Source organism: Kluyvera sp. 1366, from assembly GCF_054823405.1.
In genome coordinates, this window is record NZ_JBTRDW010000007.1 from 97,207 (window position 1) to 110,364 (window position 13,158).

Genomic DNA, 13,158 nt, shown 5'->3' on the forward strand with positions numbered 1-13,158 from the left:
GCTCCGTGAGATTTCCCAACCAGCGTCTGACTCAGCTTTTCGCTGCGCTGCAAAATGAAACGCTGCCGCAGGATGAGCTGGCACGTCGCTTTTCCGTTTCAACGCGCACGGTGCGCACCGATATCACCGCGCTGAACGCGCTGCTGGAACAGCATGGCGCGCAGTTTGTGCTGGCGCGCGGCGCGGGATATCAACTCAAAATTGACGATGCGGCGCGCTTTGGCCGCTTACAGCAAGAGAGCGCGACGCCACTGCGCGTGCCGCGTACCTCGCAGGAGCGCGTGCGCTATCTGCTGACGCGCTTTCTGACGGCGGCGTATTCGATCAAGCTGGAAGATCTGTCCGAAGAGTGGTTTGTCAGCCGCGCCACGCTGCAAAGCGATATGGCAGAAGTGCGCGAATGGCTGGGCCGCTATCACCTCAATATCGAAACTAAACCGCATTACGGCATGAAGCTGTTTGGCAGCGAGGCGGCGATCCGCACCTGCTTAACCGACCTGCTGTGGCAGATCGATCAGGAGACGCCGGACAGCCCGCTGCTGACGGTGGAAGCGCTGCACAGCGGCATTCTGGCGCAGCTCCAACCTTTGCTGCAACAGTGCTTCGCTCAGCACGCCATTCGCCTCAGCGATGAAGGCGACCGCTATCTGCAAATCTACTGCGCGGTGGCGGTACGACGCATCAGCGAAGGTTTCCCGCTCAACGATCCGGGTGCGGAAGATGTGGGCGAGGAAGTGCGCGAGGCGGCGCACGATCTGATTAACCTGATGCGTCCGCTGGTCGGCAAACCGATTTCACAGGCGGAAGAGAACTGGCTGCGGGTCAACATCGCCGCACGCCAGATTCAGGCGCTGGCACCGAGCACCATTAACGCTGACGACGCCGATGCGCTGGTCGATTACTTGCTGAATTACATCAACACCCATTACAGCTATCGGCTGCAGCATGATGAGCAGCTGCGCGCCGATCTGCTCACCCATATCAAAACCATGATCACGCGGGTGCGCTATCAAATCCATATCCCCAATCCGCTGCTGAGCAACATCAAACAGCACTATCCAATGGCCTACGATGTGACGCTGGCGGCAGTTACCAGCTGGGGTAAATACACGCCTTACACTATCAGTGAGAACGAGATCGGTTTTCTGGTGCTGCACATTGGTGTTGGGCTGGAGAGGCATTACGACGTCGGCTATCAGCGCCATCCACAGGTGCTGCTGGTGTGCGACAGCGGCAACTCCACGCTGCGCATGATTGAGGCGCTGCTGCTGCGCAAATACCCGCAATTGGTGGTGACGGCGCGGCTGTCACAGCGCGACTATGAACTGTGCGAGCATATCGATGAAGACTTCGTGATCTCCACCGCGCGGCTCAGCGAGAAGAATAAGCCGATTGCGGTGATGTCGCCATTCCCAACCGAGTTCCAGCTGGAGCAGCTCGGCAAGCTGGTGCTAGTGGATCGCACGCGCCCGTACATGCTGGAGAAGTACTTCGACGCGCAGCACTTTATGGTGCTGGATAAGCCGATGGCGCAGTCAGAGTTGTTTCGCCTGCTGTGCGATCAGCTGGAGAGCGAAGGTTTTGTCGATGCGGATTTCTATCCGTCGGTTGAGGAGCGCGAAGCGATTGTCAGCACCCTGCTCGGCGAAGGCATCGCGCTGCCGCATTCACTCGGACTGCTGGCGCAGAAAACCGTGGTCTACACGGTGCTGGCGCCGCATGGCGTAAGCTGGGGCGAGGAGACGGCGTCGGTGATTTTCCTGCTGGCGATCAGCAAGAGTGAATACGAAGAGGCGATGGCGATTTACGATCTGTTCGTCACCTTCCTGCGCGAAAGGGCGATGACGCGGCTGCGTGATTGCACGGATTTTGTCAGTTTTAAAGCGGTGGCGATCGATTGTTTGAGTCGGATGTAAGGGTTGTGCGTGCTGTCCCCCATCCCGGCCTTCCCCCGCAAGCGGGGGAAGGAGATGCAGCTTCATCACTAACATGTGGCAGCATCTTCCTCCCCCATTTATGGGGGAGGACCGAGGAGGGGGAAACCCCGCACAATCTACCCGCGCTTCGCCAGCAACCTCGGAATCTCACGCAGACACCAGGCTTTGGCTTCGCCCATGCTGTCGCGGCGCCACGCCATAATAATGTCCACTTCGCGCGTATACTCGGCGCTCACCACGCGTAAACGACCTTCGGCGATATCCTGCTCCACCATCGGATACGGCATGGTCGCCACACCCAAACCGGCCAGCAGCGCGCGGCGTTTATCATCCATGCTGCTTACCGTCAGACGCTGCTGCTTATCCAGCAACTGCACCGTCAGCACTGGGCGCTCGCGCGCGGTGTCCGCCACCGCGATGCCGCGATACTTCACGCGCGTCACTTCTGACAGCGGCTCAGCTTCCTGATGAATGGGATGATCCGGGCTGGCAACGTAGACGCTCATCGTGCTGTACAGCTTGCGGGTGTTGATTTCGGTTGAGGCGCGGAAGTGCATATCCGGGGCAATCACGATATCAGCGCGGCCCTGTTCCAGCCTTTCCCAGGCACCGGCTAATACTTCCGTGATGAGAGAAATTTGCGTATTGGCTTTTTCTGACAGCTTCTCAACCAGCGGGAATAAACGCTCGGAAGGCACCAGCGCCTCGGCAACAATGGTGAGATGCGTTTCCCAACCGCGCGCCAGCGCTTCGGCATCGGTGGTGAGCTTATCGGCGGCCTCCAGCAGCACGCGGCCCCGTTCCAGCAGCATGCGGCCCACGTTGGTGAACTTGGTGCGGTGGCCGGAACGGTCAAACAGCACCACATCCAGCTCTTCTTCCAGCTTCTGCATGGTGTAACTCAGCGCGGAAGGGACGCGACCCAGTTCATCGGCCGCAGCGGCAAAGCTGCCACGACGGTCAATAGCATCCATCACACGTAAAGCTTCAAGGGTTAACGCGCGGTCTTTTGCCATGCCGATTCTCTGTCAGTAAATTTGAACATGCCAGGCAGATTAACTGGCTTACAATCCGGCGTCCAGACTTTTACCATAATCCCATCAAGCCTGCGGTCGGTTCTCACCGCAGCGCGTCGGAGGATTATCATGATGACAACCCGCTGCGCGTCCGCATGTGGCCAGGCCGATTTCGGTTGGTTGCAGGCGCGCTACAGCTTCTCATTTGGCCACTATTTCGATCCAAAATTAATGGGCTACGCGTCGCTGCGCGTACTCAACCAGGAAATTCTGGCCCCGGGCGCCGCATTCCAGCCGCGCAGTTATCCGCAGGTCGATGTGCTGAATCTGGTGCTGCAAGGTGAAGCCGAGTATCGCGACAGCGAAGGCAATCATCTGGTGGCGCGTGAAGGCGAGGCGATGCTGCTCTCTGCGCGTCAGGGCGTGAATTACAGTGAAATTAACATCAGCAAAGATCGCCCGTTAACCCGCATGCAACTGTGGCTGGCGGCCTGTCCGGAACGTGAAAACCCGCTGTTGCAGAAGCTCGACCTGCCGCAACAAACCAGCGTACTGATCGCCTCGCCCGATGGCGCGCAGGGCAGCCTGCAGCTGCGCCAGCAGGTTTGGGTGCATCAGGTGACGCTAGCGCCGGGCGAGCAGTACACGGTGAAATTGCACGGACCGCGCGCTTACCTGCAATCGATCCATGGTTCGCTGGATGTGCAGGCCAGCAGCGCCAACCAGCAGCCGCTAGGCTGCGGCGACGGCGCGTTTCTCAGCGATGAGAACCAGATTAGCCTGCAGGCCAGAACGCCGCTGCGCGCGCTGGTGATTGACCTTCCCGCCTAACCCTCACGCACAAAAAAGGGCGACCGAAGTCGCCCTGATGCTTTGCTGCAACGCTTATTTGAGAATGGTGAAGGCCGTAGTCACGTGCTTCACGCCGCTCACCCGGCTGGCAACATCGGCCGCCGCCTTCGCTTCTTCTGCAGTAACCAGTCCCAACAGGAACACTTCACCGTTTTCGGTGGTCACTTTCACGTTGGAGGATTTCACCTGATCGCTGCCCAGCAGCTGCGAGCGGATTTTGGTGGTGATCCAGGTATCCGATGACGAGGTGCCGAGGCTGACTTTCTGTCCATTACGGATTTCGTTATACACCTCGGTGGCTCCATCAACGCCCATGGCGATCTGTTTGGCACGGCTTGCCAGATCCGGGGTTGGCGACTGGCCGGTTAGCAGTACTTTGCCCTGATAAGCGGTGACAACCACGCGGGCCTGGTTTTTGATCTGTTCATCTTTTGCCAGTGCGTTCGAGACGCGCAGCTCCAGCGTACCGTCATCGACCTGCGTGCCCACGGTGCGCGGGTCAGTGGCGGTTTTGGTGGCGACGGCAGCGCCGCCGGCAACCACGGCAACACAACCTTGCAGCAACATGGCGGTTAAGAGAATGGCGACAGCGTTCAATGCTTTCATTTGAGCTCCTTCAGTCATTCCTGGTGTGGGAATAAAGTGTTATCAATCAAATCGCACAGGCAGTTCAGCGTCAGCATATGCATTTCCTGAATGCGCGCACTGCGATGTGATGGAATGCGAATTTCCACATCATGCGGACCGAGCAGGCCCGCCAGCTCACCGCCGTCGTGGCCGGTTAACGCAACGATGGTCATATCGCGGGTAACCGCAGCTTCAACCGCTTTGACGATATCGCGGGTGTTGCCACGGGTGGAAATGGCCAGCAGCACATCACCAGCCTGACCAAGCGCTCGAACCTGCTTGGCGTAGATTTCATCGTGCAGACGATCGTTACCAATCGCCGTCAGCATCACATTATCAGCGCTCAGCGCCAGCGCAGGCAGGCTAGGGCGCTCTGTCTCGAAACGGTTAATCATGCTGGCGGCAAAATGTTGGGCATTCGCCGACGACGCACCGTTACCGCAGCTAAGGATTTTGTTACCGTTCAGCAGCGACTGCACCAGCGTCATCGCGGCGCGGGAAATCGCATCGGGCAGCGCTTCGGCTGCGGCGATTTGGGTCTGAATACTTTCGGTAAAACACGCTTTAATTCTGTCCTGCACAAGACCACCTGGTTCTATCCATCGGCATTAAAGGCATCGGGCAGCCACTCCAGCTCACGCCCGGTAATGGCAATGATGTCAAAACGGCAATTCACCGTATCAAAACTGCCGCCACGCGCCAGCAACCAGAGCGCGGCGGCACGCAGCAGCTTTTGTTGTTTCTGGCGCGTTACGCTGGCGGCGGCACCGCCGTAGCGCGCATCGCGTCGATAGCGCACTTCAACAAATACCCAGCAATCGGCGTCGCGCATAATCAGGTCAATTTCCCCGCTGCGACAGCGTACATTGCTGGCAAACCACTGCAGCCCGGCGCGCTCCAGATAGCGACGCGCCAGTTGTTCCTGCTCAGCGCCAATGCGCTGGCGGTTTACTGCACCGGAACGATCTGTCCCTGACGATACTGGTTCCATGCCAACTTCCTGTTGATCACGCAATCCGTGTCGGCGTTCAGCTTGCCGGTGTTGCCATCAATGGCAAAGCCAGGCACCTGACGCATCTGGTTAAAGTTATTCGCCAGCGTCCAGGCATCAATGCCCATCGCGTAGAGGCGAACCAGCGAATAATCGTTGTTAAACGACTTCGCCGCCTGCTGCATTAAGCCCGGATTGCTACCGGACAGCAGCGGAATATCGCTGAACTGCAGGCCATCCATCTCCAGGCGGAAGTCCGGGCCTGCACCCGCCTGCGCACTGCGTGAGCTGGCGTAGAGTGCGGTGTTGTTGCGGCTGCTGGTGCGCATCGCAATCATCGGCTTGATGAGCTGCAGCTCATCCTGGCTGGCGACGATGTACACCGCATCCACGCTACCGCTGCTGGCATCGGCCGTTGGCACCGGTGCGCTGGTTTGCGGTGCAGGAATCGTCAGGCCAGCAATCGCCACGCTCTGCGATTGCGCGGGCTCAACGTTGAGCGGCGTGCCGCTTAACGCGATACCCGCACCGCTGTTGATGCCTTGCTTGAGTTCGCCGACGCCGCCAAAACGCTGCTGCAGTACGGTTGAGCCACCCAGCGTTTGCCACTCTTGCGCGAACGCTTTGCTGATACGGTCGCCATAACTGCTGCGCGGCACCAGCAATAATGGCTGGCGTTTGCCTTGCTCGTAGATATGGTGCGCGGCATCGCGTGCTTCGTCTTCAGGAGAAAGCGCAAAGTAACAAATATTCGGATGGTTCTGGATCTGTTCTGGCTCGTTCAGGGCCAACACGTTAAGCGGCGTGTTGCTATTGGCGACGGTTTCAACGTCATTTTTTAGAAGCGGGCCGACCACCAGCGTGGCGCCATCTTGCTGCGCCTGCTGCATCACCTGCGCAATCGGCTGGCTGCTGGTGTCATACACTTTCACCTGCGCATTGCTGTTGCCCTGTGCGGCGGCGGGTTGTGCGGCTGGCTGCGACTGCTCGGTTTGCGGCGGTGTGTTATCTGCAACGGCGGGGCTGACCACGCTATTGGCGTCCGCGGTCGGCTGTGCGCTGGCATCGGCTGTCGTAGGCGCTGGCGCGGCTTGCGGTGCCGGCGCCGGTGCATTGAGCACGCCATTGCGCGCATCGGTGAAGCCTTTCTGAATCGCATTGGCAAACACCTGCGCCTGGCCGTTAAGCGGCAGCAGCAGCGCGATGGTATTGGTCGACGCTTTGGTGAAGTTCTGCACCTGGCTGAGCTGGGTTGGCAGTGTCTTCGCGCCAGGGTTCTGCGGATAACGCGTCTGCCAGTCCTGAATCGCCGCTTTCAACATTTGTGGATCCTGGCTGTTTGCGCGCCAGGTATTCAGCAGATCGAGCCAGCCCTGCAGGGTATTTTCATCAGCATTGATCACCAGGCTGTTGATCTGATCCTGGGTCATCTGCGTCAGCGCTTGCCAGGTTGCATCGATATTGCTTTGGTGATCGGCACCTTTCAGCAGCGGCTCCTGCGCAATATAGGCACGCAGCAGCGAGAGTGAAGGGCGATTCTGTGCCGCCGCGATTTGCAGCGCGTAGTAACGCACCTGCTGGTCCTGCGACAAGCCGCCGCTTTTCAGCTGGCCCAGCAGCTGTTGCGCACCGGTGTAATCCTGCTGCCCAATCTGCATCTGCGCGCGCAGCAGCAGCAGTTCTTGCTGTTGCACTTCGCTTAACTGCTGCGGCAATTGATTGAGCTGATTCGCCGCCTGCGGATACTTTCCTTCCTTCAACAGGGCACGGATGGCAAGTAATTGCCAGTCGGTCTTGCTATCATCGCTGCTTTGCTGCACCTGCTGCAGATAATAGTCAGACCGGCCAGTCGCAGGACCCTGAATATTGACGTTAGAGGTTTGTTGCGGTCCCTGACCACTACAGGCGGCTAAAATCAGCCCAGCGAGAAGAACAGGTACTAAGCGTCCTGCTTTATGACGTACGACTTTTGAAGGAAGCATACTGTATCCAGTGATGTTTTTTTCAAGATGCTCAATATTAAATCGGCAATTCGGATGAAACAATGAAACAACTCGATCGGGCAGAGATTTCTGCCAGCACGCTCTATATCGTTCCTACCCCGATCGGTAACCTGGGTGATATCACTCAACGAGCGTTGACGGTGCTCTCAAGCGTCGATCTAGTCGCAGCGGAAGATACACGTCATACCGGGCTGTTGCTACAACATTTCGCCATCAATGCGCGACTCTTCGCACTTCACGACCACAACGAACAGCAGAAAGCTGAGGTGCTGTTAGCTAAGCTGCAAGAGGGCCAGAGCATCGCGCTGGTCTCCGATGCCGGCACGCCATTAATCAACGATCCCGGCTACCATTTGGTACGTCGCTGCCGTGAAGCTGGTGTGCGCGTGGTGCCGTTGCCAGGTGCCTGCGCGGCGATTACAGCATTAAGCGCGGCGGGGTTACCGTCCGATCGTTTCTGTTACGAAGGGTTTCTACCGGCCAAAAGCAAAGGACGTTGCGATGTGCTGCGCGCGCTGGGTGAAGAGCCGCGTACGCTGATTTTCTACGAATCGACCCATCGCCTGATCGATAGCCTGCAGGATATGGTCAGCGTGTGGGGCGGCGAGCGCTACGTGGTGCTGGCGCGTGAGATCACCAAAACGTGGGAATCTATTCAAGGCGCACCGGTCGGCGAGTTGCTGGCGTGGGTGCAGGAAGATGAAAATCGTCGTAAAGGCGAGATGGTGCTGATTGTTGAAGGCCATAAAGCGGATGAAGAAGCGCTGCCGGCGGAGGCGTTGCGCACGCTGGCGCTGCTGCAAAAAGAGCTGCCACTGAAGAAAGCTGCTGCGCTGACGGCGGAAATTCATGGGGTGAAGAAGAACGCGCTTTATAAGTACGCGCTGGAGCAGCAAGAGGCGTGACAAACGCTGGCAAATCGCCTATTATCCCGCGCCGAAGCTGACCAGACAGTCGCCGCTTTGTCGTCGTCCTCTTTCGGGGGGAGACGGGCAAAGGGGAGGAAAGTCCGGGCTCCATAGGGCAGGGTGCCAGGTAACGCCTGGGGGGCGCAAGCCTACGACCAGTGCAACAGAGAGCAAACCGCCGATGGCCCAGTAATGGGATCAGGTAAGGGTGAAAGGGTGCGGTAAGAGCGCACCGCGCGGCTGGCAACAGTTCGTGGCACGGTAAACTCCACCCGGAGCAAGGCCAAATAGGGGTTCACAAGGTACGGCCCGTACTGAACCCGGGTAGGCTGCTTGAGCCAGTGAGCGATTGCTGGCCTAGATGAATGACTGTCCACGACAGAACCCGGCTTATCGGTCAGTTTCGACTTTTTTAAACACAAAACCCGCTTCGGCGGGTTTTGTGTTTTCTGGGGCTTGTGCGTGCTGGTCCTCAGCCTAAACTTCTCCCGCAGGCGGGAGAAGAGACCGATCGAGCGATCTTTCAAACCGCAATAAACAGTTCCCTCTCCCTCTGGGAGAGGGTTAGGGTGAGGGATACACACACTTTTAATTAAACGCCTCCACGTAAAGAAATGAAAATCCCTGAAAACATTACTGCCGCTATGCCAGAATAAGCGCGTGTTTAACTACTGAGGACAAATTTAATCCACACTGACGAGAAGCAACAACGTGGATAAGTTGTAATTTTATGGACAAAATGTTTGCGTCAAATAAGGCTCCACTCTCCTCCTCTCTCTCTGAATCAAACTGCTCAATCTGCGATCAGCACTGGCGCTTCGCGCTTTAGTTCCGTTCTCTCCTATTCTGACTTTTTAATTTAACTTTGCTAACACGCCTATTTTCGCGTGGGTGGCGTTTATTTCTCGTTCAGGAGAGAAATCATGCTGTATTGGATTTTATTAGCGCTGGCGATCGCCGCGGAAATTATTGGCACCGTCTCAATGAAATGGGCCAGCGTAAACGGTGGCAACGCCGGTTATATTTTTATGCTGGTGATGATCGCACTTTCTTATATTTGTTTATCCTTCGCCATCAAGCGCATTGCCCTTGGCGTGGCGTATGCCATGTGGGAAGGCATTGGCATTCTGTTTATTACGCTGTTTAGCGTGCTGTTGTTCGATGAAGCCTTATCCGCCATCAAAGTAGCCGGCCTGCTGACGCTGATCCTCGGCATCGTCCTGATCAAATCCGGTACGCTGAGCCGCAAGGAGCTGCGCCATGGCAACGTTTAACTGGCTGCATATCGCATGGCTGGCGCTGGCCATTGGCCTGGAGATCGTCGCCAATATCTTCCTGAAATACTCCAACGGTTTCCGCCGTCCACTGTTTGGCGTGTTATCGCTGGTGGCGGTGCTGGCGGCGTTCAGTGCGCTGGCGCAGGCGGTGAAAGGCATTGATTTGACGGTAGCCTACGCGTTATGGGGCGGGCTGGGATTGGTCGCCACCGTGGCGGCAGGCTGGATTCTGTTTGGCCAGCGTCTGAGTCGGGTTGGCTGGCTGGGCGTGGGATTGTTGTTGGTCGGTATGGTGCTGATTAAGTTTGCCTAAAGTCCCCTCTCCACGTTGGGAGAGGGTAAGAGCATCAACCCCGGCCGTGTGGCTCATCCCAGTCAAAGGCTGGACCCAGCGAGATCACGCCGCTTGGGTTGATGGTTTTGTGGCTGCAGTAGTAGTGATGGCGAATGTGCGGCAAATTAACCGTGTCAGCGATGCCTGGCATCTGATAGATATCGCGCAGGAAGCCGCTCAGATTACGGTAATCACTGATGCGGTGACGATCGCACTTAAAGTGGGTGACGTAGACCGGATCGAAGCGCACCAGTGTGGTCCACAAGCGCAAATCGGCTTCGGTAAGTTGGTTGCCAGTGAGATAGCGGTGTTGGCCAAGAATCTGTTCGAGACGCGCTAACGAATGGAACAGCGCCGTTACCGATTCATCGTACGCCGCCTGCGAAGTGGCAAAACCGCTTTTATACACGCCATTGTTGACCGTGTCGTAAACCCAGCTGTTCACTTCATCAATTTTGTCGCGTAGCTGCGCCGGATAATAGTCACCCGCGCGGGCACCTTGCGCATCAAAAGCGCTGTTAAGCATGCGCATGATGTCGGCAGATTCATTACTGACGATGGTTTGCTGGGTTTTATCCCACAGCACTGGCACGGTCACACGGCCGGAATAGTGCGCATCGGCGTGCAGATAGATTTGATAGAGAAACTCTTTTTGATACAACGCATCGCCGGTGGCGTCAGGGAAGCTGGCGTCAAAGGTCCAGCCGTTCTCCAGCATCAGCGGATGCACCACCGAAACTGAAATCATCTCCTCCAATCCCTTGAGTTTAAGCATTAACAGCGTGCGATGCGCCCACGGGCAGGCAAGCGAGACGTAAAGATGATAGCGACCACGCTCAGCGGCGAAGCCCGCTTTGCCGGTTGGACCGGCGCTACCATCGGCGGTAACCCAGTTACGCCAGACGGCTTCTGTGCGCTTGAAGCGGCCACCGGTTGACTTCGTATCGTACCAGGTATCATGCCAGACACCGTCAATCAGCTGTCCCATAAGCCCTCCATAATAAAAAGGGGCGAGGAAAATCCCCGCCCCTGCAATTCAGTATATGTGTTCTCTAACGCTTGTGCTGCTTAGCGTGCGGTTGCTGGCTGAACGCGCTGACGAATCAGTCGGTCAATGCTGTAAGCGCCTGGACCTACCAGACCCAACACCAGGAAGCCACCGGCGATGGAGAGGTTTTTCATGAACATCAGCTGGTTAACACCTTCCGCGAAGTTGCTGTGGAACAGGAACGCGGTCAGCAGAGTAAAGCCAGCGGTGAACAGGGCGGTAAAGCGCGTCAGGAAACCGAACAGAATCGCCAGGCCGCCACCGAACTCCAGCAGAATAACCAGCGGCAGCAGGAAGCCTGGGACGCCCATTGCCTGCATGTATTGTGCGGTACCGGCGTAACCGGTGATTTTGCCCCAGCCTGCGGTGATAAACAGAATGGTCATTAATACGCGTGCTACCAGCAGGCCTGAGTCTTCGAATTTTTTCATCATCTACTCCAACAAGGTTTTTGTTGCAGGTTGTTGGCCTGCGGGTTTTGAATCCCCTTGAACCGGTTGTTTCAGTTCACTGGGCTGATGGAGGGAGATGATAATCGCAGGTTGAAAGAGTTGTAAGCGAGATAAACTGTCAATGTTGTTCAGTAAATTTGAGGAGAGTAAAACCGAATCAATTCGATCCGGTTTTAGAGAGAGAAGCTAGCGGGTATTTAAAGTCGATTTGATCATGCGCCAGGTGCTCCAGACGCCGAAACCGCGCTTGGCCCAGCGCAGCAGACGATTGGGGCTGCGAATCGACCAAATGGCCAATGCACTGCTGCCAATCGCCAGATAACGACGCATGCCAATGATGGTTAACCAGCCGCGATCGTACTGCGCGGTGCTGGTCAGCCAGTCGCGGCTGTCGGCGCTGAGGTCAAGCCGCTGCTGCTGCACCTGATTGAGCAGTTCGTGAATGCGAGCTTCACGTTCGCGGCGGCTCATGAGCGATGCTCCTCCAGCAGTTTGCGATCGGTATCCAGCTCTTTACGCGTATGGCGCAACAACGTTGACTGACGCGATTTGTATAACGTCCACAAACCGAAGATGAGCGCCAGAGCAAATAGCACCGCCGTAGTGATGGCAATCGCCATCAGGCGATATTGTGCGTCCACCGCCCAGATGATCAACACCATCAGGCTCATGAGACCGAAAGCGGTAAACAGCATAGTAAGGCCCACCATCATCAGCATCTGAATCAGGTTGGCCTTTTCCTCTTCCAGTTCCACAATTGCCAGTCTGACGCGCGTCTCGACCATGCTAACCAGCGTGGTAACTACCCGTTGACCGATGTTAAAGACCCCTTTGCCGGGGCCGTGGCTTTGCTGACTATCACTCATCATTAACGCCGTGAGATTAAAATGCCGATGAGAATACCTACCGCTGCACCGATACCCACGCCGTGCCACGGATTGTCGCGCACGTATTCGTCCGCTTTTTCCGCTGCTTCACGCGTGGTTTGTGCAATACGTTCGCCGGAGTCGCCAAGACGTTCACGGGAGCTTTCAATAGCGCCGCGCGCTTTATGACGCAGTTTATCCAGCTCACCTTTGGATTTATCTGCTGAGCTGCTCAGCACTTCTTCCAGGGTATCAGCCAGATTTTTCAATTCAGCGCGCAGATGTTCAGATGTTGTTTCTTTAGCCATGGAAATCTCCTTTTACAGCATTGAGTTAAGTCCGATTAATAAGGTTCAGCTTCAAGCTTTTTCAGTTCGTGCTGCGCATCGAGCAGCTTACGTTCGCGCTTCTCAATTTTGTCCTTGTCGCCATCCTGACGCTCTTCTTTCAGCTCACGCTCACGTTCGGCGATTTTGTGCTTCTGCTCAGCGATGCGTTCGCTATGTGCAGATTTCAGCTTCTCATCGGTGCAGCCTGCGCGGACTTCGGTCAACGCGCGCTCCAGCCCGGTAACGCGGCGCTGGTTGTCGTGCTGTTTTGCCATATCGATCTCGCGTTGAATATCCTGCTCTTTTTGTTGGCAGAGCGATTCAGCCGCCAGCAGCGAACCCGAGAGTGAAAAAAGAATAGCACCTAGCAGTAATTGATGTTTCATCAGGTTGTGACCTTCCATTGTTGATGACCTGCCCGAGAGCAGACAGGAGAAGCTTCCCAGCATGTCTTAGGCTTACGCTATCTCTAAGGATAGACAGCAGACGAAAAAATTCAAAGAAGACGCGGGGATAGC

16 protein-coding genes and 1 other RNA gene are annotated in these 13,158 nt (G+C 56.5%); 6 read left to right on the forward strand and 11 right to left on the reverse strand.

The features are described 5' to 3' along the window. Positions 1-5: 5 nt before the first annotated feature. Positions 6-1,916, forward strand: a complete 1,911-nt coding sequence (locus ACVLVH_RS16755; RefSeq protein WP_498949805.1) for a BglG family transcription antiterminator — start codon at positions 6-8, stop codon at positions 1,914-1,916. Between the two features lie 137 nt (positions 1,917-2,053). Here ACVLVH_RS16755 and ACVLVH_RS16760 read toward each other — a convergent pair whose 3' ends face one another. Continuing rightward, positions 2,054-2,953: a LysR family transcriptional regulator gene (locus tag ACVLVH_RS16760; protein ID WP_101762897.1), complete on the reverse strand. Its 900-nt coding sequence runs from the start codon at positions 2,951-2,953 to the stop codon at positions 2,054-2,056. A gap of 129 nt (positions 2,954-3,082) precedes the next feature. Between ACVLVH_RS16760 and ACVLVH_RS16765 the strand changes: the two genes are divergently transcribed. Further along, on the forward strand, positions 3,083-3,784 hold the full coding sequence (locus ACVLVH_RS16765) for a pirin family protein (RefSeq protein ID WP_110867406.1): 702 nt from the start codon (positions 3,083-3,085) through the stop codon (positions 3,782-3,784). Positions 3,785-3,838: 54 nt separating this feature from the next. Here the strand turns inward: ACVLVH_RS16765 and dolP are convergent, their stop codons facing one another. From dolP to ACVLVH_RS16785, 4 genes are read right to left on the reverse strand one after another with little or no spacing between them, the layout of a single operon-like run. After that, positions 3,839-4,411 carry a division/outer membrane stress-associated lipid-binding lipoprotein gene (gene dolP, locus ACVLVH_RS16770; RefSeq protein WP_101762899.1) on the reverse strand — a complete coding sequence of 191 codons (573 nt, stop codon included), beginning with the start codon at positions 4,409-4,411 and terminating at the stop codon, positions 3,839-3,841. 14 nt (positions 4,412-4,425) lie between these two features. Then, positions 4,426-5,013: a DnaA initiator-associating protein DiaA gene (diaA, locus tag ACVLVH_RS16775; protein ID WP_007890352.1), complete on the reverse strand. Its 588-nt coding sequence runs from the start codon at positions 5,011-5,013 to the stop codon at positions 4,426-4,428. A gap of 14 nt (positions 5,014-5,027) precedes the next feature. Then, positions 5,028-5,423 (reverse strand): YraN family protein, encoded by a 396-nt coding sequence (locus ACVLVH_RS16780; RefSeq protein ID WP_008103534.1) that lies wholly within the window; start codon positions 5,421-5,423, stop codon positions 5,028-5,030. Continuing rightward, complete coding sequence (locus tag ACVLVH_RS16785; RefSeq protein ID WP_498949808.1) at positions 5,381-7,405, reverse strand: penicillin-binding protein activator; 2,025 nt, start codon at positions 7,403-7,405, stop codon at positions 5,381-5,383. Before ACVLVH_RS16785 ends, ACVLVH_RS16780 begins: the two co-directional genes overlap by 43 nt. Positions 7,406-7,467: 62 nt before the next feature. Between ACVLVH_RS16785 and rsmI the strand changes: the two genes are divergently transcribed. The 4 genes from rsmI (at position 7,468) to mdtI (ending at position 9,924) form a co-directional block, all read left to right on the forward strand. Then, positions 7,468-8,331, forward strand: a complete 864-nt coding sequence (rsmI, locus tag ACVLVH_RS16790) for a 16S rRNA (cytidine(1402)-2'-O)-methyltransferase (RefSeq protein ID WP_101762901.1) — start codon at positions 7,468-7,470, stop codon at positions 8,329-8,331. A gap of 33 nt (positions 8,332-8,364) precedes the next feature. Next, positions 8,365-8,743, forward strand: an RNA gene (gene rnpB / locus ACVLVH_RS16795) — RNase P RNA component class A. Positions 8,744-9,257: 514 nt separating this feature from the next. Continuing rightward, positions 9,258-9,608 (forward strand): multidrug/spermidine efflux SMR transporter subunit MdtJ, encoded by a 351-nt coding sequence (gene mdtJ / locus ACVLVH_RS16800; protein WP_101762902.1) that lies wholly within the window; start codon positions 9,258-9,260, stop codon positions 9,606-9,608. Continuing rightward, a complete protein-coding gene (mdtI, locus tag ACVLVH_RS16805; protein WP_101762903.1) occupies positions 9,595-9,924 on the forward strand; it encodes a multidrug/spermidine efflux SMR transporter subunit MdtI in 330 nt (109 codons plus the stop codon). Before mdtJ ends, mdtI begins: the two co-directional genes overlap by 14 nt. A 34-nt stretch (positions 9,925-9,958) precedes the next feature. Here mdtI and ACVLVH_RS16810 read toward each other — a convergent pair whose 3' ends face one another. From ACVLVH_RS16810 to ACVLVH_RS16835, 6 genes are all read right to left on the reverse strand, one after another. After that, on the reverse strand, positions 9,959-10,933 hold the full coding sequence (locus ACVLVH_RS16810) for a glutathione S-transferase family protein (RefSeq protein WP_101762904.1): 975 nt from the start codon (positions 10,931-10,933) through the stop codon (positions 9,959-9,961). A gap of 80 nt (positions 10,934-11,013) precedes the next feature. Further along, positions 11,014-11,424, reverse strand: a complete 411-nt coding sequence (locus ACVLVH_RS16815; protein WP_008103518.1) for a DoxX family protein — start codon at positions 11,422-11,424, stop codon at positions 11,014-11,016. A gap of 207 nt (positions 11,425-11,631) precedes the next feature. Then, positions 11,632-11,916, reverse strand: a complete 285-nt coding sequence (locus tag ACVLVH_RS16820) for a YqjK-like family protein (protein WP_008103516.1) — start codon at positions 11,914-11,916, stop codon at positions 11,632-11,634. Continuing rightward, entirely contained in the window at positions 11,913-12,311 is a 399-nt protein-coding gene (locus ACVLVH_RS16825; protein ID WP_192236531.1) for a phage holin family protein, read from the reverse strand. The genes ACVLVH_RS16820 and ACVLVH_RS16825 overlap by 4 nt, the downstream gene beginning before the upstream one ends. 2 nt (positions 12,312-12,313) lie before the next feature. Next, the gene (locus ACVLVH_RS16830; RefSeq protein ID WP_007890363.1) at positions 12,314-12,619 is read right to left on the reverse strand and encodes an ElaB/YgaM/YqjD family protein; all 306 of its coding nucleotides are present in this window, start codon (positions 12,617-12,619) and stop codon (positions 12,314-12,316) included. Between the two features lie 35 nt (positions 12,620-12,654). Next, positions 12,655-13,026 (reverse strand): DUF1090 domain-containing protein, encoded by a 372-nt coding sequence (locus ACVLVH_RS16835; protein ID WP_146001298.1) that lies wholly within the window; start codon positions 13,024-13,026, stop codon positions 12,655-12,657. Between the last annotated feature and the right edge of the window lie 132 nt (positions 13,027-13,158).